General features: G+C 61.8%; 25 protein-coding genes and 1 pseudogene. 11 read left to right on the top strand and 15 right to left on the bottom strand.

Going from position 1 to position 18,279, the window contains the following annotated elements; genetic code table 11:
* Positions 1–97 precede the first annotated feature (97 nt).
* From QWE_RS20540 to QWE_RS24865, 11 genes and pseudogenes are all read right to left on the bottom strand, one after another.
* Complete coding sequence (locus QWE_RS20540; protein WP_006728099.1) at positions 98–1,228, bottom strand: site-specific DNA-methyltransferase; 1,131 nt, start codon at positions 1,226–1,228, stop codon at positions 98–100.
* Positions 1,229–1,420: 192 nt separating this feature from the next.
* Positions 1,421–1,762 carry an MmcQ/YjbR family DNA-binding protein gene (locus tag QWE_RS20535; RefSeq protein WP_052018241.1) on the bottom strand — a complete coding sequence of 114 codons (342 nt, stop codon included), beginning with the start codon at positions 1,760–1,762 and terminating at the stop codon, positions 1,421–1,423.
* Positions 1,763–1,780: 18 nt separating this feature from the next.
* On the bottom strand, positions 1,781–1,918 hold the full coding sequence (locus QWE_RS25845) for a hypothetical protein (protein WP_006728097.1): 138 nt from the start codon (positions 1,916–1,918) through the stop codon (positions 1,781–1,783).
* A gap of 63 nt (positions 1,919–1,981) precedes the next feature.
* Positions 1,982–2,224, bottom strand: a complete 243-nt coding sequence (locus tag QWE_RS20525) for a DUF1902 domain-containing protein (RefSeq protein WP_006728096.1) — start codon at positions 2,222–2,224, stop codon at positions 1,982–1,984.
* 73 nt (positions 2,225–2,297) lie between these two features.
* Positions 2,298–2,729, bottom strand: coding sequence for a DUF1284 domain-containing protein (locus QWE_RS20520; protein ID WP_006728094.1), 432 nt, complete (start codon positions 2,727–2,729; stop codon positions 2,298–2,300).
* Positions 2,730–2,755: 26 nt separating this feature from the next.
* Positions 2,756–3,346 carry a biotin transporter BioY gene (locus QWE_RS20515; RefSeq protein ID WP_006728093.1) on the bottom strand — a complete coding sequence of 197 codons (591 nt, stop codon included), beginning with the start codon at positions 3,344–3,346 and terminating at the stop codon, positions 2,756–2,758.
* Positions 3,347–3,778: 432 nt separating this feature from the next.
* Positions 3,779–4,459, bottom strand: coding sequence for a GntR family transcriptional regulator (locus QWE_RS20510; RefSeq protein WP_006728092.1), 681 nt, complete (start codon positions 4,457–4,459; stop codon positions 3,779–3,781).
* A gap of 55 nt (positions 4,460–4,514) precedes the next feature.
* Positions 4,515–4,829 carry a type II toxin-antitoxin system RelE/ParE family toxin gene (locus tag QWE_RS20505; RefSeq protein WP_006728091.1) on the bottom strand — a complete coding sequence of 105 codons (315 nt, stop codon included), beginning with the start codon at positions 4,827–4,829 and terminating at the stop codon, positions 4,515–4,517.
* Complete coding sequence (locus QWE_RS20500; protein ID WP_006728090.1) at positions 4,816–5,061, bottom strand: type II toxin-antitoxin system ParD family antitoxin; 246 nt, start codon at positions 5,059–5,061, stop codon at positions 4,816–4,818. Before QWE_RS20500 ends, QWE_RS20505 begins: the two co-directional genes overlap by 14 nt.
* A gap of 62 nt (positions 5,062–5,123) precedes the next feature.
* Positions 5,124–5,468: an antibiotic biosynthesis monooxygenase family protein gene (locus QWE_RS20495; RefSeq protein ID WP_006728089.1), complete on the bottom strand. Its 345-nt coding sequence runs from the start codon at positions 5,466–5,468 to the stop codon at positions 5,124–5,126.
* 19 nt (positions 5,469–5,487) lie between these two features.
* Positions 5,488–5,793, bottom strand: a pseudogene (locus QWE_RS24865) (NIPSNAP family protein); the annotation flags it as partial.
* A 165-nt stretch (positions 5,794–5,958) separates the two neighbouring features.
* Here QWE_RS24865 and QWE_RS20490 point away from each other — a divergent pair.
* Both QWE_RS20490 and QWE_RS20485 read left to right on the top strand, forming a co-directional pair.
* Entirely contained in the window at positions 5,959–6,645 is a 687-nt protein-coding gene (locus tag QWE_RS20490; protein WP_006728088.1) for an ArsR/SmtB family transcription factor, read from the top strand.
* A gap of 91 nt (positions 6,646–6,736) precedes the next feature.
* Positions 6,737–7,111, top strand: coding sequence for a nuclear transport factor 2 family protein (locus QWE_RS20485; protein WP_100220956.1), 375 nt, complete (start codon positions 6,737–6,739; stop codon positions 7,109–7,111).
* 296 nt (positions 7,112–7,407) lie between these two features.
* Here QWE_RS20485 and QWE_RS20480 read toward each other — a convergent pair whose 3' ends face one another.
* Positions 7,408–8,142 (bottom strand): carbonic anhydrase, encoded by a 735-nt coding sequence (locus QWE_RS20480; RefSeq protein WP_006728086.1) that lies wholly within the window; start codon positions 8,140–8,142, stop codon positions 7,408–7,410.
* Positions 8,143–8,358: 216 nt separating this feature from the next.
* On the opposite strand from QWE_RS20480, the gene QWE_RS20475 reads away from it, so the two are divergent.
* The 3 genes from QWE_RS20475 (at position 8,359) to QWE_RS20465 (ending at position 10,106) form a co-directional block, all read left to right on the top strand.
* The gene (locus QWE_RS20475; RefSeq protein WP_040300799.1) at positions 8,359–8,703 is read left to right on the top strand and encodes a DMT family transporter; all 345 of its coding nucleotides are present in this window, start codon (positions 8,359–8,361) and stop codon (positions 8,701–8,703) included.
* On the top strand, positions 8,703–9,305 hold the full coding sequence (locus QWE_RS20470) for a TetR/AcrR family transcriptional regulator (RefSeq protein ID WP_006728084.1): 603 nt from the start codon (positions 8,703–8,705) through the stop codon (positions 9,303–9,305). Before QWE_RS20475 ends, QWE_RS20470 begins: the two co-directional genes overlap by 1 nt.
* 111 nt (positions 9,306–9,416) lie before the next feature.
* Positions 9,417–10,106 carry an HAD family hydrolase gene (locus tag QWE_RS20465; protein ID WP_006728083.1) on the top strand — a complete coding sequence of 230 codons (690 nt, stop codon included), beginning with the start codon at positions 9,417–9,419 and terminating at the stop codon, positions 10,104–10,106.
* Between the two features lie 20 nt (positions 10,107–10,126).
* Here QWE_RS20465 and QWE_RS20460 read toward each other — a convergent pair whose 3' ends face one another.
* Both QWE_RS20460 and QWE_RS20455 read right to left on the bottom strand, forming a co-directional pair.
* Positions 10,127–11,047: a diacylglycerol/lipid kinase family protein gene (locus QWE_RS20460; RefSeq protein WP_040300797.1), complete on the bottom strand. Its 921-nt coding sequence runs from the start codon at positions 11,045–11,047 to the stop codon at positions 10,127–10,129.
* A 183-nt stretch (positions 11,048–11,230) separates the two neighbouring features.
* Complete coding sequence (locus QWE_RS20455; RefSeq protein WP_006728081.1) at positions 11,231–12,592, bottom strand: LLM class flavin-dependent oxidoreductase; 1,362 nt, start codon at positions 12,590–12,592, stop codon at positions 11,231–11,233.
* 128 nt (positions 12,593–12,720) lie between these two features.
* On the opposite strand from QWE_RS20455, the gene QWE_RS20450 reads away from it, so the two are divergent.
* Entirely contained in the window at positions 12,721–13,302 is a 582-nt protein-coding gene (locus QWE_RS20450; RefSeq protein WP_006728080.1) for a helix-turn-helix domain-containing protein, read from the top strand.
* Positions 13,303–13,618: 316 nt separating this feature from the next.
* Positions 13,619–13,783 (top strand): hypothetical protein, encoded by a 165-nt coding sequence (locus tag QWE_RS25380; RefSeq protein WP_157790745.1) that lies wholly within the window; start codon positions 13,619–13,621, stop codon positions 13,781–13,783.
* Positions 13,784–13,838: 55 nt separating this feature from the next.
* Here QWE_RS25380 and QWE_RS20440 read toward each other — a convergent pair whose 3' ends face one another.
* Positions 13,839–14,393: a hypothetical protein gene (locus QWE_RS20440; RefSeq protein WP_006728078.1), complete on the bottom strand. Its 555-nt coding sequence runs from the start codon at positions 14,391–14,393 to the stop codon at positions 13,839–13,841.
* Between the two features lie 303 nt (positions 14,394–14,696).
* Between QWE_RS20440 and thrC the strand changes: the two genes are divergently transcribed.
* The 4 genes from thrC to QWE_RS20420 all read left to right on the top strand — a co-directional run.
* Positions 14,697–16,103 (top strand): threonine synthase, encoded by a 1,407-nt coding sequence (thrC, locus tag QWE_RS20435; RefSeq protein ID WP_040300795.1) that lies wholly within the window; start codon positions 14,697–14,699, stop codon positions 16,101–16,103.
* Between the two features lie 20 nt (positions 16,104–16,123).
* On the top strand, positions 16,124–17,422 hold the full coding sequence (locus tag QWE_RS20430; protein WP_006728076.1) for a M16 family metallopeptidase: 1,299 nt from the start codon (positions 16,124–16,126) through the stop codon (positions 17,420–17,422).
* Positions 17,423–17,483: 61 nt separating this feature from the next.
* Positions 17,484–18,095 carry a GNAT family N-acetyltransferase gene (locus tag QWE_RS20425; protein ID WP_006728075.1) on the top strand — a complete coding sequence of 204 codons (612 nt, stop codon included), beginning with the start codon at positions 17,484–17,486 and terminating at the stop codon, positions 18,093–18,095.
* The coding region (locus QWE_RS20420; protein WP_006728074.1) for a hypothetical protein at positions 18,092–18,279 on the top strand (188 nt) is incomplete at its 3' end. The genes QWE_RS20425 and QWE_RS20420, both read left to right, overlap by 4 nt.

The raw sequence follows: 18,279 nt of genomic DNA, 5'->3' as shown, positions 1-18,279 counted from the left end.
GGCTTCGACTTGCTCGAAGCTGATCACAAGAATGTGAAGTTATTCTAATCTAAATGAAAATCGGCACCGGCGCGATTCAGGTGCCGATCCGCTGTGTTTACTCCAGGCCGCCCATGCGGCTGCGGATGATCGAGCGCAGGTCGTCGATCGGCTTCAGGGCACCCTTTTCTTCGACATGCCAGAAGGTCCAGCCATTGCAGGCATCGAGCCCTTGCACCTTGGCACCAACGCGGTGGATCGAGCCCGCCTCGCCATTTGCCGTCAACGTGCCATCGGCACGGATGATGGCGGAGTGGCGGCGCTTGGCATCGGTCAGGACCTGGCCGGGCTTCACGAGGCCGGCTTCCAAGAGCACGTTGAAGGCGACGCGGGGTTCGGCCTTTTTGCCGGTCAGGACGGTCAGTTCGACCTTGCCCAAAGGCTCGACGGCCGCAATGCGGGCTGAGGCCGCATCGATGTAATCCTGCTCGCGCTCAATTCCGACGAAATGACGGCCGAGACGTTTTGCCACCGCACCCGTGGTGCCGGAGCCGAAGAAGGGATCGAGCACGATATCGCCCGGCTTGGTGGACGCCATGATGACGCGGGCGAGAAGCGCTTCCGGCTTCTGGGTCGGATGGACCTTCTTGCCGTCGTCACCCTTCAGCCGCTCGCCGCCCGAGCAGATCGGGAAAAGCCAGTCGGAGCGCATCTGCACGTCGTCATTCGAGGCCTTCAGCGCATCGTAATTGAAGGTGTAACCCTTGGCCTTCGGATCGGGCGAGGCCCAGATCATCGTCTCATGGGCGTTCTGGAACCGGCGGCCCTTGAAATTCGGCATCGGATTGGTCTTGCGCCAGACGATGTCGTTGAGGATCCAGAAGTTAAGATCCTGAAGCGTGGCGCCGACGCGGAAGATGTTGTGATAGCTGCCGATGACCCAGATCGTACCGGTCGGCTTCAACACGCGGCGGCAGGCGAGTAGCCAGGCGCGGGTGAAGGCATCATAGGCTTCGAACGAGGCGAACTGGTCCCATTCGTCGTCGCAGGCATCGACAACCGACTGGTCGGGACGATGCAGGGCACCACCAAGCTGTAGGTTATACGGCGGATCGGCGAAGATGACGTCGACGGATTTGTCTGGAAGGGCTTCGAGGGCGGAAACGCAATCGCCCTTGATGATGCTGTCGACCCAGGCAAGCGGGTCGGACGAACGGCGGAGTTCGGCAATCGGGAATACAGAAGCCATCGGTTACTCACTCTTACGCTGACGCAGCACGGGAACACGATGCTTATGGTTACCGAACTTGGTTACTGAAGCGTGAAGAGGGTTGAGAATTTGTGCGGGGGTGGGATGCTCCATCTTCTCGCCAGTGGGGAAAAGACGTCCGAATGACAGATGAAGGGTCGGGAAGCTCCCTGTTTTCCTTGTCAATACCCCTCACCGCCCCGAATCCCAGGCCTTCACCACCGCCTTCTTCGCCTGCGCCCGCCAGACGCGGGTGAGGTTTTCCCGCGCCCATTCGATATCGAGGCGATCAGGGTGGGCGAGCACCATCGGATAGGGACGATGATGGTCTGTCGTGAAAAAGGTGTCGGGCTCCATCTCGATCAAATGGTCGCGCTCCTCGAAAGGGACCTTGAAGACCGGGCAGTCATGGGTAGGGTTCCAGAAGAGCATGGCCTTGCCGTTGACCTTGAAGGACACCGCACCCCAGGAGGTGGTTTCCTCCGTTGTCGGCAGAGCGAGGATGAGCTGGCGCAGCATGTCGAGGGTGATCACGGCGGTTTCACCTTCCACTCAGAACGCTTTCGGCAAACCTGCCTGTTTGAGCGTTTCGTTGGCTGTATGGCGGGACTTCACACCCTGATCGACGGTGAAATGGCGATTGGTGATGGGGCTATACCAAATCTCGTGATCGCCCTTTCCCGGCCGCATGAAGGTGCAGCCGCTTCTGACAAGCGCTCCTTCAACTCGCGGAGATAGCTTGCCATATCCGCGTCAAAAGCTCGGATTCGGCACTTTGCCGATGTGTTCTGCGAGAATGTGCACTGGGATTTCCGGCAGATCGGAGCCGACCCCGTTTAGCTCCAACAGGTCTGCGACAGCCGCCATGACCTTCGGTTGAAGCTTCTCCATGCTTTCCGACTCGACCGCCAGACCTTCGATATCATCGCTTGTGGCAAGCCAGACTTCGGCTTCGTCGTCCCAGGTGGCGCGCACAATGATCGACCGCATGTTCATCTCGGCTTCCTCCCGTCTCGATGTAAAAGACACTACACCCAACGGCAGACACACGAAAGCGGCTGATACACCCTCATCCGGCGCCGCGCGCCACCCGCACGCCGGAAAAACCTCCATCCACTAAATGATCGCAAAGCCCCGACCACTCGCAGCCCGAACAGGCGCGACGAATCTCGCCGGTGGCGAAGGTTTTCCGGAGGCGGGCGAGCAGTGCGGCTGATGGCGTGATGCGGGCACCCGGCGGCAGCGGACTGCCGATGAGACGGGCGACTGCGTCTGCTGCTTCACGGTCCCGCTCGATGACGCCCGGCCCATGGCAATGGGCTTCGGGATCTGCAGTGAGCGGGCCGCAGATATCGTCCGGCCCCGCCACCAGCTCGATCTCCTCGCCGGTCGAGAGCCTTGCGGCGATGACCTCGTAATTCTCGACGAAGGCGGGCGAATAGCCCTTGCCGACATAGGTCAGCATGCAGAGCAGGTGGTGGGCGCGGAGCCGGACGGTCATGCGTGTTTCTGTCGAATATCTGGAGCTCAGAGGTCGAGCGGCTGTGCCTTGCGTCGGGCCAGCGCCATCAGCAGCGCAGCCGCGAGTGCCGATTTCAGCACAGCACCCAGGATGAAGGGCGTGACCCCGAGGCTCAAGCCCTTTTCGGCACCAATGAGATAGGCCAGCCAGGCGCCGCCGATCGCAAGGCACAGGATGTTGGCGGAGAAATGGGCGAGGAAGCTCTTGACCACATGGGTACCCGTCCAGCCTTTGCTCGCGAGATAACCGGCGAGCGCTGCGATGATCGGGAAGGCTGCGAGATAGCCGGCCGTCGGGCCGAGAAAGGGGGCCAAACCGCCGCTGCCGCCCGCCAGCACCGGCAGGCCCATCATTGCCTCGCCGAGCCAGGCAAGCACGGTCAGCGCGCCCAGACGCCAGCCATAGAGCACGCCGATCATGGTGATGGCGAAGGTCTGCAGGGTGATCGGCACCGGCACCATGGGCACGGCGATTTGCGAGGCGAGTGCGAGCACGCCCGTGCCGATGAGGAGAAGCGCGGCCTGCATGGGAAGCGATCGGCCTGAAATGCCGAGCGGATCGAAACTGCGGGATGCGGGCGCGAGGATGGTTGCCATAGGTAATCTCCATTTTATAGATAATTTGAAGTGACGGAGAATCTTTTATCTATGGAATCATGCGCTGCCAAGGTGCTGGGATTAGGAATCTGGCCGTATAGGCAGCGCAGGCGCCAGAAAGGCGAAGGCGGCCGACTTGCCTGAGGCATGGCGGTTCTTTTTATCTATACTTTTGAGACTGGGTGGACCGAATTGCTGTCCCTCACCCTGCCCTCTCCCCGCAACCAACACCCTCCCCTTGAGGGGGAGGGTCGGACCGGAGGTCCGGGGTGGGGTGATCCGGCGGCGGATCCGGGCAATGATGGCGATATGGCAGCAATCAAAGTAGGCGGAAGTCGGACAGGTCAGCGAGCTTCACCCCCACCCGCCGCTTTGCGGCGACCTCCCCCCTCAAGGGGGAGGTGGAGTGCGTCGGCACGGCTCGGGCGACACTCAGCCGACGATCGCAAAACCTTCGGTCTCAGCGCGGCCCGGCACCGGCAGAGGCGCGCGGCCGATCCATTGGACGTGACGCTCCAGGATGCGGGCGGCTTCCGATGCGTCACCCGATTTCAAGGCTTCGAGAATGGCGCGGTGGTCGTGGTCGGTGCGGGCTTCCCAGGTGGCGCGCCAGGAGACGAAGAGGAAGCGGGCGGAGACGGCGTGGAGATCGTCGATGACAGAGAGCAGGCGCGGCATGCCGCAGGTGGAGACGATCAGGCGGTGGAAGCGGCGGTTCGCCTCCTCCCAGGTTCGCACATCCTTGGCGTTGTCGGCGTCGGCGGCGGCCTCTTCGGCGGCGGCGAGCACATCCGGCGTCAGGTTCGGGGCGGCGTGGCGGAGCGCCAGCACTTCGAGGGCGGCGCGCATCTCGGCGACTTCGCGCACCTGCTTCAGGTCGAAGGTCGCGACCCGCACACCGCGACGCGGAATGCTGACGACGAGGCCTTGCGCCTCCAGCCGGCGAAAGGCCTCGCGCACGGGCACATGGCTTGCGCCGAATTCCTCGGCGATATGGTCCTGGGCAAGCCGCGAACCGGGCACGAGTTCACCATGGATGATGCGCTCCGCCAGCGCACGGCTGATGCGGCTTACAATCGTATCCTCGGGAGAATCTTCCGGCTTTTTCGGCATGGGTTCCTGCATAGTCAGCGGCTGCCGGCTTGTCGAGGGAGAGGCGAGGCACGCGTCAGTCGAGCGCCCGCAGAATCGCCTGCCAATCCTGCCGACCGCCGAGAATACGCAGGATCGCCACCTGCCCTTCTATATCCACATAGACAATGAGATGACTGCGATAGGGATAGATCCGGACCGGAGGCATGAATTCGAGGCGCTCGCGAAACAGCGTCGGAGATCGGGCAACCCGGTCGAAGGCCAAGACGAGTTCATCGAGGTAACGGTCTGCCTGATCGGCAGACCAAGTCTCCGCCCCATAGGCCCATACATCTTCGAGGTCTCGTAGAGCCTCAGGCGCAAGGGTGTAGCGGGCGCTAGCGGGCGCCATGGCTCTCGCGCATTCGCCGTTTGAAGGCCTCCGGATCGAAGGTTTCCGGCGGACCGCTTTCGATACCCTTGGTGATGGCAGCCTGAAGCTGATCGAACGCAGCCAGCCGCTCCTGATCCTTGCGGATGAGGTCGCGGATATAGTCGCTGGCATTGCCGTAGCGACCGCTCTCGGCCTGACGCTCGACCCAGGCCTTCATCGGATCGGGAAGGGATACGTTCATCGTTGCCATGGTCTATCTCCAGTCATGCGACCAAGATGGCGGCGATGGCAAAGTTTGTCAAAGCCTTCGCCTCACCCATGCCGTGCCCGGCTGTCCTCCGGTGCTTCCGCCCTGTCTTCGAGGCCGTAGTCACGCAGGACTTGGGCGACGCGCAGGCGATAGGCGGCGAAGACGCCGCCTCGGCCGGTGGCCTGGGCAGCGCGGTGTTCTTCCGTCTCGCGCCAGCGGCGCACAGCCTCCTCGTCGCGCCAGAAGGAGAGCGAGAGCAGCTTGCCGCGGGTCGTCAGGCTTTCGAAACGCTCGACGGAGAGAAAGCCATCGGTCGCTTCCAGGTGCTCTCGCAGTTCTCCGGCGAGATCGAGATAGCGGTGACGCTCGCCGACGAAAGGCACCACTTCGAAGATGACGGCGATCATTGCTGGACCTCGACGATGGCGGGTTGGAGACATTCGTCAGGAAGAGGCGATCTTCCTCCAAAATGAAGCGGGCGTTTCTGGCGAATTCATAATTGGCCTTGCCGAGCGGATCGGCGGCGAGCCTTGCTCGGTACGCTTCATAAGCTGCGAGATTTTCGATGTTGTAGATGCCATAGGCTGTGGTCGCGGAGCCCTCATGCGGAGCGAAATAGCCGACGAGCTCGGCGCCGCAGCGCGGGATGGCCTCGCCCCAGTTGCGGGCGTAAGTGGCGAAGTCGTCGCGGCCGAAGGGGTCGATGCGGTAGCGGATGATGCAGGTGATCATGTTGGCTCCTCGTGGTTTGCGAGGTGGGTTTGCCATGGCGACACAAGGCGATGCTTCGATCGGCATCGAAGTCTCGCAAGCATTGTGTATGCTCGATAGTTCGACCGGGATCGAAGCATCGACTACACTGCGCATGCAGACTGCTGTCACCCCAAGGAGACGATCATGGCGGAAGGACCTGATATCGCGCGCATCGCTTCGCTGATCGGCGATCCCGCCCGCTCCAACATGCTGCTGGCGCTGATCGGCGGCAGAGCGCTGACGGCAACGGAACTGGCGGGCGCTGCCGGCGTCACGCTGCAGACGGCAAGTTCACATCTGTCGAAACTCGAAGAGGGTGGTCTGCTTGCCCAGCGTAAACAGGGGCGGCATCGCTATTTTGCGCTGGCGGATGATCAGGTGGGCGTGATGATCGAGAGCCTGATGAGCTTTTCGGCGACACGCGGTCACCTGCGCCATCGCACCGGCCCGAAGGAGCCGGAACTGCGCAAGGCGCGGATCTGCTACGATCATCTGGCCGGCGATTTCGGCGTGCGCATGCTCGACAGCCTGATCGCCCGAGGGGCGATCCGCGCGGAGGACGAGGCGCTGACGCTGACGGCTGAGGGCGAGACCCTGCTCGCGGGTCAGGGTCTCGATATCGCCAGCCTCAGAGCCAAGCGGCGGCCGCTCTGCCGGGCATGCCTCGACTGGAGTGAACGGCGCACCCATCTCGCCGGCTCGCTCGGGGCGGCACTGCTCTCGCACTTCCTCGATCATGGCCATGCAAGGCGGGTGGAGGAGAGCCGGATCATCCGGTTTTCGGCTGAGGGAGAACGGCGATTTCTGGCGATGTTTCCGGCAGCAGACTGAACGGACTCAGATAGAAAAGGGAAGAGAGCCAGGGCAGCTGCCCGTCGCATGCAGCTAGCAGTTTGGACAACAGTGCCAGCGAGGTAAGACATTGACCAGCATTCCCAGCCTTGAGGAAATCCAGTCATTGGAAGAAGCCCTCCATCAGCCCGACACGAGGCGTTGCCGGCGAACTTTAGAAATCCTGCTCGCTGACGGCTTCATGGAAATTGGAGCGTCCGGGAGCGTCTACGACCGGACGACCATCATGGAACTGCTGGAGCGAGAGCCTGGAACCGACGGAAACAATGTGGAGACAGCGAACTACGCATTGAAACCGATTTCCAGCGACGCTGTGCTGCTCACCTACGAGACCAGACGCTCTACACCCAATGGTTCGGTGCAGTGTGTGCTGAGAAGCTCCATTTGGAAATATGACGGGTGCAAATGGCAAATGCTTTTTCATCAAGGGACAGTCAAACCTTGACGCTTAAGGCAACACAGTTCTCACCACCCTTTGTGCTCACCAGGTTTGGCGACCACTATCCTGCCGAGGGCGTAGGGATACTTTGCGGCGCCTCGTTCTTAGGCTGCTTTCCCTGCGGAAGCATCGGCTGCATCGCAACTTCGTGCCGAGGATCGGAAGGTCAGGGCAATGACCGAGAGCCTGATTTACTTTTCCGCGAGGCGGTTTCTCCCGATGTTTCCGGCAGCCGGCTGAACGGAACACAATTCGCGCCCATAGGCGTTGGAGGGGGCATTGCTGCCCCCTGCCCCAATTGCTCAGAGATCTTCGATGAATTCGACTTCGCCACTGGCGATGTCATAGACGGCCGCCACGACTTTCACGGCGCCCGAGGAGACGAGTTCGCTGACGATATGGCTTTCATCGGCAATGCGCCGGGCGCCGGAGATCGCGTTGAGGCGGACCGTCTCGGCAACAAGCCCATCGCCCTTGTCCTTGGCGGAGAGCACGACGGGCAGGATCGGCTGAACCATCTTGCCGATCGAACCGCCGGGCACGGCACCCTTGGTGACTTCGTCGCAGGCGGCGGTGACGGCGCCACATTTGCTGTGGCCCATGACGACGACCAGCGGCGACTTCAGATGTTCGGTTCCGTATTCGATCGTGCCGAGCGCGCCGGTATCGAGCACGTTGCCGGCATTGCGGATGACGAAGAGTTCTCCGAGCGTCGAGCCGCCGAAGACCAGTTCAGGGCTGACGCGACTGTCCGAGCATGTGAGGATCGTGGCCCAGGGTTGCTGGCCGCCGGCCAGTTCGCCGCGGATCGCCACAAGGTTGGAGGCGCAGGCTTCGGCATCCTCGACGAAACGCCTGTTTCCCTGCTTCAGCCGCGCCAGCGCTTCTGCCGGCGTCGTCACCGATGAGCTGGAGGGCGCCGTGGCGGCGGCGCGCGCGGGTGCGCTGCCGATGAGGGCGGCCGTGGTCAGGCCGACGCCGGCGAGCTTGAAAAGGTTGCGACGGTTGAGGCCTTGCGTTTCGCATTCCTGGCACATGCTGGATGTCCTCTTGATGACGGGGTGGCCGGACGGCCGAGGGCAAGCTCGCTCGCGGAACCGGGCGAAATTGTGATATGTTAATATTATGTTCTATAATTAATCTTTTGCTTCCTGCAGATTGCAGGACTGCCTCGCCTTTGCATCCAGGGCGCGCTTGTCAAACAAACCGACCATACGGTATGTTCAGACCATCCTATTTCCAGAGCCCTGTCCATGAACCCCGTATTGACCGCCTATGGCGCACTCGCCGCCGCCATCGTGCTTGAAGTGATCGGCACCACGTTGCTGCAGAAGTCGGCGCAGTTCACCAAGCTTCTGCCGACTGCGGGCATGGTGATGTTCTATGTCGCCTCCTTCTACCTGCTCTCGCAGGCACTGAAGGGCATGCCGCTTGGCATCGCCTATGCGATGTGGGGCGGGCTCGGCATCGTGCTGACGGCTCTGATCAGCGTGTTCTACCTCAAGCAGAGCCTGGATCTTCCGGCGCTTGCGGGTATCGGCTTGATCGTTGCCGGTGTCATTGTGATGAACACGCTGTCGAAGACGGTCTCGCACTGATGGCGCCCGCATCCTTGTCTGGGTCCTCCCCGGCCGAGGCTTTGCTCTCGGCCCACCACCGCAAGAAACAGCCGGAACAGGTGCGGCGGGCATTGCTGGACTGTGCGGCTCAGATCGCCGCCGAACAGGGGGCGTCGGCGATCACCATCCAGGCGGTCGCCGAACGGGCGGGCGTCACCAAGGGCGGGCTGCTCCATCATTTCGACAGCAAGCAGACGCTGCTGGCCGCTGTCTTTGAGGATCTGCTCGACAAGATGGATCAGGAAATCGACCGGACTCTGGCAGATGATCCTTTAGCGCGCGGACGTTTCACGCGAGCCTATGTGCGGGCCTGCTTCTCGGACCGACTGCTGGGGGAGCGCAGCCTCTGGGCGGCACTTTCGGTTGCTATCGTCTCGGAACCAGCGCTGTGCTCGCTGTGGTCAACATGGCTCGACGGGCGGATGGCGCAGCATGCCGAAACCGATGGCGATCAGCGGCTCGTTGCCGTGCGGCTTGCTGCCGACGGCGTGTGGCTCGCGGACATGATGGAGAAGGACGGCGGGCTCAAGCGCTACCCCCAGGATTTCGAGGCCGTGCTGCTTGCGATGGCCGCCACCTGAGGCGAGCAACCGGAGCGGCCGGCAGATCTGCCATGCGCCGGGCATGATTGTCCTCGCCTCGCCAATCGTGTAGGAAGCCGCCTTCTTCAGGACCACAGGACGGATATTTCCATGAGCGGCTTCGATCTCACCCTTTTCGATTGCGACGGCGTGCTCGTCGATTCCGAGATCATTGCGGCCAAGGTCGAATCGAAGCTTCTGACGGAGGCCGGTTATCCGATCTCGGTCGAGGAGATGGGCGAGCGCTTCGCCGGCATGACCTGGAAGAACATCCTCCTGTCGATCGAGAAGGAGATCGATATCCCGCTCTCGGCCAGCCTGATCGACAAATCGGAACAGCTGCTCGACCAGAAGCTCGCCCGCGAGGTGAAGGCGATCGAAGGCGTGCAATATGCGCTGGCGCGGCTCGCCGGTCCGCGCTGCATCTGCTCCAATTCCTCCTCACACCGTCTCGACATGATGCTGACCAAGGTCGGCCTCAAGGATTTCTTCGCGCCGCATATCTATTCGGCGAAGGATCTCGGCGCCGACAGGGTCAAGCCGAAGCCTGATATCTTCCTTCATGGTGCCAAGCAGTTCAATGTCAGCCCTTCAAAGTGCATCGTCATCGAGGATTCCGTGCACGGCGTGCATGCCGCGCGCGAAGCCGGCATGCGCGTCATCGGCTTTACCGGTGCATCGCATACCTATCCTTCGCATGCAGACCGGTTGACGGATGCCGGTGCGGAAACCGTGATTGCCCGCATGCAGGACCTGCCGGGCGTGATCGCCGCCATGGCCGAATGGGAAGGCGCGTTCTAATTTTCTGACGATCGCCGGGCTCAGGTCCGGATGGTCAGTGCCTGGGGCAGGATTTCCGCGACGAAACCGCCCCGGATCGGCATTTCGCCGTCGATTTCGACGGGGAAACGCTGGGGATCGCGCGGCCGCACTTCGACACGGCGTCCTTTGTGAAAACTCAAGAGCGGATGGCCGACATGGCCGGCGGAATGCAGGCGTCCCAGTAAATTCAGAAGGCCGAGGATCTTTTCCTCGCGCATGACGGCGATGTCGAACAGGCCATCGGCAACATCGGCATCCGGCGTGATGTTCATGCCGCCGCCGAACCAGCCGCCATTGGCAATCGCCGCGATCGCTAGCCTGCCCTGATGCACCTGCATGCCATCGATCAGCACTTCGAAATCATAGGGACGATAGCGCAGGATCGCGAGCGCCGCATGCACGCTGAAGCGGAGGGGGCCGTTCAAGATGCGTCTTCGTCCAGGCGCATTCACAGCATCGACGATTTCGCCGGAGATGCCGACACTGGCGATATTGGCAAAGTGGCGACGCTGCTCGTTTCCGGATGCATCGCGGCTGACCAGCAGCCCGGCATCAATCTTTCGGACGGGAGCCTTGGCGACATGCTCCGCAAGGGCAGCCGGATCGCCCGGAAGCTTGAAGTTCCGGATGAAATCGCAGCCCGTGCCAATCGGCAGAAAGGCGAGCGGCATCTCGGGGCGCGACGAGGTGAGCACACCGTCGACGACATCGCTGATCGTGCCGTCACCACCGGCCACCACGATGACGTCGTAGGGCCCCGCGGCAAGCTCGCGGGCGAGCCTGCGGGCATCCCCGCTGGAGCGGCTTTCATGGATTTCCAGATCCGGGAAACGATGGCGGAAGGCGGCAAGCAAGGGAGCCCATTGCTTCTGGCCGGCTTGGCCGCCCGCAATGGGGTTTCTCACAACTGCAATTTTCAATAAGGCCTCCCACCGCAGGCGCCCGACCAGGCACCTCGCTCCCCTCGACTGCCGACATCATCGTGCCGACCAGGCGGAGGGACCGTCTCTTTTCAGAAGACGAATCTAGCACTTCTCAGTTGGCGAGAGCAAGTTGCAGCAACTGTTGCGACAAATGGATCCCGCAACCTATGCGCGGCGACGTCAGACCTTCTGCCGATGAGTCGAGGCAACATGTCGGTCGCTCAGACGGGCATTGCCGAAGAGCTTTTCCCGCAGCGGCCCTTCGCGGTATTCGGTCTTGTAGAGACCTTTCTCCTGCAGCCGTGGAACGACCAGCTCGATGATGTCGTCGAAGCATTCCGGCACGACCGTGCGCGACAGGTTGAAGCCGTCGACGCCGGTGTCCTCGACCCAGTCCACCAACCAGTCGACGACCTGATCGGCCGAAGCGACAAGCGGCGGCTGGCGGCTGCCGAGCACCATCTGCTCGATCAGCTTGCGCTTGGTCCATTGCGGGCCGGCGGCGCGGTCCATGGCCTTGATGTTGGAGGTGATCGCCTGGCTCTTGCCCGTCTCGACCGGTTCGTCCATGTCGAACTTGTCGAAGTCGATGCCCATCGAGGCGGCGGCATGGGTGAGCGCGGCCTCCGAGCTGACATATTGGCGGTAGTCCTCGAACTTGTCCCGTGCCTCCTTTTCGGTGCGGCCGGTGACGATGGTGGCACCAAGGAAAACCTTGATGTCGTCACCATGCCGTCCAAGACCCTCGGCACGCGCACGGATGTCGGTGACGATCTCGCGGACGCCCTCCTTCTTCTGACCGTTGACGAAGACACATTCGGCGTGGGTCGCGGCGAACTGTCGGCCACGCGGCGAGGATCCGGCCTGATAGAGAACCGGCGTGCGCTGCGGCGAGGGTTCTGAGAGGTGATAGGCATCCACCCGGTATTGACGTCCATGATGATGGACGGGATGCACACGCTGCGGATCGGCATAGACTTTCGCCGTCTTGTCGGCCACCACGGCGCCGTCTTCCCAGCTGCCTTCGAGAAGCTTGTAGATGACCTCCATGTATTCGTCGGCGAGATCGTAGCGATCATCATGGGCCATCTGGCCGTCGAGGCCGATGGCGCGGGCCGCACTGTCGAGATAGCCGGTCACGATGTTCCAGCCGATTCGGCCGCCGGTCAGGTGATCGAGCGTCGCCATGCGGCGGGCAAAAAGGAAGGGCTGTTCGTAGGTGAGATTGGCCGTGACGCCGAAGCCGAGATGGCGGGTGGCCGCCGCCATGGCCGGGACCAGCATCATGGGATCGTTGACCGGCACCTGCACGGCACCGCGAAGTGCGGGCGCCGGGCTGCCGCTCAAAACGTCGTAAATGCCGACGACATCGGCGAGGAAGATACCGTCGAACAGGCCCGCCTCCAGGCGTTTTGCATAGTCGGTCCAGTAGGCGAGGCTCGTATATTCCATCGAGCGGTCGCGCGGGTGGCTCCAGAGTCCCTGCTGGATATGACCGACGCAATTCATGTCGAAGGCGTTGAAACGGATTTCGCGTGCCATGCTCGTGTTCGTCCCTCTCTTTTGTCGACAGGCGGCGACTTGTGGATGCGCCGTCATCTATCGTATGTTCCCGTCCACTATAGAAGACGCAGCCGGATCATTTGGCAAGGGGCGAGATGAGGAACACCGTGCACAGAGACGATGCTCACACCGAGGACCGCCAGGCGCGGGCGATCGCCGAGCGCGTCCGACTGGAGCGGGAAACGCGTGGCTGGTCGCTTGCAGAGCTGGCGGCCCGATCGGGTGTTTCAAAGGCAATGATCAGCAAGGTGGAGCGCTGCGAGGCGAGCCCGACGGCGACCGTGCTCGGACGTCTCTCCGGCGCCTTTGGGCTGCCGCTCTCGGTTCTTCTCGCCCTTGCCGAACGCGAGGGGGACCGGCTGGCACGCCGCGAGGAGCAGCCGCTCTGGACCGATCCGGATACGGGCTATACGAGGCGGACGCTTTCCCCCGCCAATGGCGGCCAACTCGAACTTCTGGAAGTGGTTTTGCCGCCCGGTGTCCGGGTGCCCTACCCCGCGTCTGCCTTCAGCTTCCAGCACCAGCAGATCTACGTGCTCGAAGGTCGCCTTGACTTCATCGAGGGCACACGCAGCCATCAACTTTCGACGGGTGACTGCCTGCAACTCGGCGTGCCCAGCGATTGCGTGTTCGTCAATGCCGGCGAGCAAGCAACCCGCTATCTGGTGGCCCTGACGCGGCGCTCATAGGCATAGCCGATCGCATCAATGACGCTTTTCTTGTCCTAAACGCGACTGGATGCCATATTGCCTTGAAACCTGAGGATTTCGGCATGACTGGCATGGATGAGACCAAGCTGCTCGCACTGATTGAATCTGTCTTCAATGGCCAAAGGCGGACATTGAGCATGGTAGAGGCGGCTATCGAGAAATTCGGTTCCATTGAGACCGAAATCACGAAGCTCAATCGCAAGATGAACTCCCTGCACGAAGTGGCGTCCCAACATCATAGCGAGACGTCCACCCGACTTGGTGCGATCATTCCCGACTGGACGAGGCGGAAGCCATGCTCGACGAGCGGTCCCGCGACATCAAGCGCACCCAGATTGAAGTTGTCGGGCAGTACAATGAGGTGCTGACTGCACTTCAGGACGCCTCAAACGCGATGCGAATCGCAGATGACCTGAACACTCGCCTCATCACTGTCGAGAGCAAGCTATCGCTTGGTTGAGGAAGGGGTCGGATGAGACCCCAATCTTTCGATCCGCCGACTTTCCTTGAAAGGGTTACTTCTTCTTCGGCTGTTCGAAGCCGATGAAGACGCGGGCCGTGCCGGAGATGTTGCCGGGAACGGTCGCCGCCTTGCTGTAGATGAACTGAGTCGGCTGGTTCACGTCGGTGAGCGTCACGGCATACTGCTCGACTTCGTTGAACACTTCCTGACCGCCATCCACGACAGTGACCCGCACCGGCAGATTGATCGTGCCGGCCTTGCCCTGCGGGCCTGCGACGAGGCGACCCTGAACCAGCGCGTTGATCGTCAACGATGTTTCGGTGCGCGCGCAGGAGCGCGTGGTGTCGGCGAGCGAGGCCTGGAAGATGACCTGCTCGGCATCGCCGTCCTTGCCGCGGGCATAGGTGCGATAGGAGGCTGTTCCGTCACTCAGGGAAATCTGCGGGCAGAAGCCCTGGACGAAAGCCTGCCGATCCGCGGCTGCAGCCGCGTTTCCTGGCTCCGATGGCGAAAGGCCAAGACTACTGCCGATACCACCAGCATTGCAGCCCGAGAGAACCATCATCAGCGAAACGGCGACAACACCGCGCGACACGTTTACAGACACGAGACTTCACCTTCCGCATGCTCGGCCAAAGGCCGAAAAACAGTCAAACTTGAGGCTTTTCAGCGCCCTCGCGGATGGTCTATACCAGCGGCCACGACAAAAATCGATTGGGTAGCCGGCAATTTGCTTCAATTTTCGATGGACCTTCGACAGCCGGCAGGAGTCTCCACATCAGCGCGGGCATGCAGGACTGCCGGGCTTGCGAAATCCTGGCCGGTGCACTGGCGCAAACGGGCAAACCTCTTTATCCGAAACGCCATAGGTTTGACGGCGGCTTCGGCTCCGAATTCTTGAACTTTAGGGATGAGCGACGTGGAATATGTTTCGACCCGCGGCGAGGCCCCGAGCCTCGGCTTTTGTGACGCATTGCTGGCGGGCCTTGCCCGTGACGGCGGTCTCTACGTGCCCCGCGAGTGGCCGCAGATGTCGAAAAAGGCGATCCGCGGCTTGCGTGGCAAGTCCTATGAGGACGTCGCATTCGAGGTTCTGCTGCCCTTCACCAATGGCGAGATCGAGCCGGAGGTCTTCCGGGCGATGATCGACGAGGCTTACGCGACCTTCAAGCATCCGGCTGTCGCGCCGCTCGTGCAGACCGGTGCGAATTCCTTCGTGCTGGAGCTCTTCCATGGCACCACGCTCGCCTTCAAGGACGTGGCGATGCAGCTCATCGCCCGGCTGATGGATCATGTTCTGGAGAAACGCGGCGAACGGGCGACGATCGTCGGCGCGACCTCGGGCGACACGGGTGGTGCTGCGATCGACGCCTTTGCCGGTCGCGCGCGCACCGACATTTTCATTCTCTTCCCGCATGGCAAGGTTTCGCCGGTGCAGCAGCGCCAGATGACCTCGTCGAAGGATGAAAACGTGCATGCCATCGCCGTCGAAGGCAATTTCGACGACTGCCAGAATCTGGTGAAGGCGATGTTCAACGACGTACCGTTCCGGGATCGCGTCGGTCTTTCCGGCGTCAACTCAATCAACTGGGCCCGCATCATGGCGCAGGTGGTCTACTACTTCACCTCTGCGGTTGCGCTCGGCGCTCCCGACCGCAAGGTGTCTTTCACCGTGCCGACAGGCAATTTCGGCGATATCTTTGCCGGTTACGTCGCCAAGAAGATGGGCCTGCCGATCGACAAGCTTGTCATCGCGACCAACGACAACGACATTCTGGCGCGGACGCTCAAGACCGGCCGCTACGAGATGAAGGGTGTTTCGGCGACCACGTCGCCGTCGATGGACATCCAGATTTCGTCGAACTTCGAGCGGCTACTGTTCGAGGCCTATGGCCGCGATGCTTCCGCCATCCGTTCGTCGATGGAGGGGCTGAAGCAGTCCGGCGCCTTCGAGATTCAGCCGGAAGCTCTCAAGTTCATCCGCAAGGATTTCCGCGCCGGCCGCGCGACTGAGAAGGAAGTGGCGAAGACGATCCGCGCCGTTCTCGACGAGACCGGCTACCTGCTCGATCCGCATACGGCCGTCGGCGTACATGTCGCGAAAAAATTCGAAAAGCCGCAAAGCCCCATGGTGGTTCTGGCGACGGCCCACCCGGCCAAGTTCCCCGCCGCAGTAAAATCGGCCTCCGGTATTGACCCCGCGCTTCCGGCGTGGCTTGCTGATCTGATGGACAGGGAGGAGCGCTTCGAAGTCCTGCCCGCGGAACTGAAAGCCATCGAAGGCTTTATCAGTAAACAGGCGCGAGCAGTTAGGTAGGAAGCGCGGAAAGACGGACCATGAATGTTGAGTGCACCCGGCTTCCATCGGGTTTGACTGTCGTAACCGAGAACATGCCTCATCTGGAAAGCGTGGCTCTCGGCACCTGGATCAAGTCCGGCTCGCGTAACGAGACCGAAGCCGAGCACGGCATTGCGCATCTGCTCGAGCACATGGCCTTCAAGGGTACGAATACGCGCACGGCCCGGCAGATCGCCGAGCAGATCGAGAATGTCGGCGGCGAAGTGAACGCCGCCACCTCGACGGAGACCACCTCTTATTATGCCCGCGTTCTGAAGGACAACGTGCCGCTCGCGGTCGACATCCTTGCCGACATCCTGACCGACAGCGTCTTCGATGAAGAGGAACTGGAGCGCGAAAAACACGTCATCCTGCAGGAAATCGGCGCAGCCGACGATACGCCCGATGACGTTGTCTTCGACCGTTTCTCCGAACAGGCCTATCGTGGCCAGACGATCGGGCGCAGCATTCTGGGCACACCCGAGACGGTCAAATCCTTCTCCAGCGACCAGATCCGCGCCTATCTCTCGCGCAATTACACGACCGACCGGATGTTCGTCGTGGCCGCCGGCAAGGTTGACCACGATGCCTTCGTTAAGCAGGTGGAGCAGCGTTTCGCCTCGCTGCCGACGACACCGTCTGCGACGCCGGTGATGGACGCTGCCCACTATACCGGTGGCGAGTCCCGCGAAGAGCGCGACCTGATGGATACCCAGGTGCTGCTCGGTTTCGAGGGCAAGGCCTATCACATGCGCGACTTCTACTGCTCGCAGATCCTTGCCAACATTCTCGGCGGCGGCATGTCGTCCCGCCTCTTCCAGGAAGTGCGCGAGATCCGTGGCCTGTGCTATTCGGTCTATGCCTTCCACTGGGGCTTTTCCGATACCGGCATCTTCGGCATTCACGCTGCGACGGGCGGCGAGAACCTGCCTGAACTGGTGCCCGTGATCATCGACGAGCTGCGCAAGGCATCCGACCATATCGACCAGCAGGAAATCGAGCGCTCGCGGGCGCAGATCCGCGCCCAGCTTCTGATGGGCCAGGAGAGCCCGGCCGCTCGTGCCGGCCAGATCGCCCGGCAGATGATGCTCTATGGACGCACCATTCCGAACCAGGAAATGATGGAGCGGCTTGCCGGCATCACGACCGATCGCCTGACCGACCTTGCGGGCCGCCTGTTCTTCGACACGGTTCCGACGCTTTCGGCCATCGGTCCGATGGATCACCTGGTTCCGCTCGACGATATCAAGGGCGCGCTGACCACACAGCCTGCCGGTATCCGCAAGGCCGTCGGCTAAAGGCCGCCGGCATAGACTTCGACCGGCGGGGACCCCGCCGGACATCGCTTGGGGATTGACGATGACGCGCTCGGTGTTTCGGTTTCTGTCCCGGCAGCCGGATATGCCGGAGATCGCCAGCGAACGACATCTCCTTCGCCTGCCCCGCTTCCGCGATTTCGAGCAATGGCACCAGCTGCGCAAGGAGAGCCGCGCCTTTCTGCAGCCATGGGAGCCGAGCTGGCGCACCGACGAGCTGACCGAGCGCGCGTTTCGACAGCGCGTCCTGCGTAATGAACAGGAATTTCACTCCGGCATGGCCGTGCCCTTCTTTCTCTTCGATCAGGCCGAGAACACCTTGCTGGGCGGGCTTACCATCGGTCTCATCCGCCGCGGCGCGGCACAAAGCTGCATGATCGGCTACTGGATGGGCGAACGTCATGCGGGCCGAGGCCACATGTTTGCCGCACTTCAGCTGGCTATTCCCTACATCTTCGGGCCGCTCGAGTTGCACCGTATCGAAGCAGCCTGTATTCCGGACAACGTCAACAGCCTGAGGCTACTCGAAAAAGCGGGATTTGAGCGGGAAGGTCTTTTGCGCGACTATCTGAAAATCAACGGGGAATGGCGCGACCATCTGCTGTATTCCCGGATCGGCGGCCATAAGGCGCGGAACGGCAAGACGCCCTCATGACGAATACCCGAACCCTTTCGCGCGCCGTGCCTCGCCTCGCCGCCCTGTGGATTGCTGCGCTCACGACAGCCTATCTGTGCCTTGCCGCATCGGCGGCTTTCGCTGTCGAGCCGGTGAAGATTGCGCGCGACGACAATGCGCTCGACCTGACGGCCACCACCGAGATCCGGTCGACACCTGGAAC

This window comes from Agrobacterium albertimagni AOL15 (genome assembly GCF_000300855.1).
Lineage (GTDB): Bacteria > Pseudomonadota > Alphaproteobacteria > Rhizobiales > Rhizobiaceae > Allorhizobium > Allorhizobium albertimagni.
Note: the sequence above shows the minus strand (reverse complement) of the source record. Positions and strands in the feature narration are given on the sequence as shown.

Coding starts and splice junctions, on each gene's coding strand:
- QWE_RS20475 (WP_040300799.1), top strand. CDS start 8,359: ATGAACCCCGTATTGACCGCCTATGGCGCACTCGCCGCCGCCATCGTG.
- thrC (WP_040300795.1), top strand. CDS start 14,697: ATGAGCGACGTGGAATATGTTTCGACCCGCGGCGAGGCCCCGAGCCTC.
- QWE_RS20505 (WP_006728091.1), bottom strand. CDS start 4,829: ATGGCGCCCGCTAGCGCCCGCTACACCCTTGCGCCTGAGGCTCTACGA.
- QWE_RS20510 (WP_006728092.1), bottom strand. CDS start 4,459: ATGCCGAAAAAGCCGGAAGATTCTCCCGAGGATACGATTGTAAGCCGC.
- QWE_RS20465 (WP_006728083.1), top strand. CDS start 9,417: ATGAGCGGCTTCGATCTCACCCTTTTCGATTGCGACGGCGTGCTCGTC.
- QWE_RS25845 (WP_006728097.1), bottom strand. CDS start 1,918: ATGCGGCCGGGAAAGGGCGATCACGAGATTTGGTATAGCCCCATCACC.
- QWE_RS20425 (WP_006728075.1), top strand. CDS start 17,484: ATGACGCGCTCGGTGTTTCGGTTTCTGTCCCGGCAGCCGGATATGCCG.
- QWE_RS20520 (WP_006728094.1), bottom strand. CDS start 2,729: ATGACCGTCCGGCTCCGCGCCCACCACCTGCTCTGCATGCTGACCTAT.
- QWE_RS25380 (WP_157790745.1), top strand. CDS start 13,619: ATGCTCGACGAGCGGTCCCGCGACATCAAGCGCACCCAGATTGAAGTT.
- QWE_RS20500 (WP_006728090.1), bottom strand. CDS start 5,061: ATGGCAACGATGAACGTATCCCTTCCCGATCCGATGAAGGCCTGGGTC.
- QWE_RS20470 (WP_006728084.1), top strand. CDS start 8,703: ATGGCGCCCGCATCCTTGTCTGGGTCCTCCCCGGCCGAGGCTTTGCTC.
- QWE_RS20525 (WP_006728096.1), bottom strand. CDS start 2,224: ATGAACATGCGGTCGATCATTGTGCGCGCCACCTGGGACGACGAAGCC.
- QWE_RS20480 (WP_006728086.1), bottom strand. CDS start 8,142: ATGTGCCAGGAATGCGAAACGCAAGGCCTCAACCGTCGCAACCTTTTC.
- QWE_RS20540 (WP_006728099.1), bottom strand. CDS start 1,228: ATGGCTTCTGTATTCCCGATTGCCGAACTCCGCCGTTCGTCCGACCCG.
- QWE_RS20490 (WP_006728088.1), top strand. CDS start 5,959: ATGGCGGAAGGACCTGATATCGCGCGCATCGCTTCGCTGATCGGCGAT.
- QWE_RS20495 (WP_006728089.1), bottom strand. CDS start 5,468: ATGATCGCCGTCATCTTCGAAGTGGTGCCTTTCGTCGGCGAGCGTCAC.
- QWE_RS20455 (WP_006728081.1), bottom strand. CDS start 12,592: ATGGCACGCGAAATCCGTTTCAACGCCTTCGACATGAATTGCGTCGGT.
- QWE_RS20430 (WP_006728076.1), top strand. CDS start 16,124: ATGAATGTTGAGTGCACCCGGCTTCCATCGGGTTTGACTGTCGTAACC.
- QWE_RS20515 (WP_006728093.1), bottom strand. CDS start 3,346: ATGGCAACCATCCTCGCGCCCGCATCCCGCAGTTTCGATCCGCTCGGC.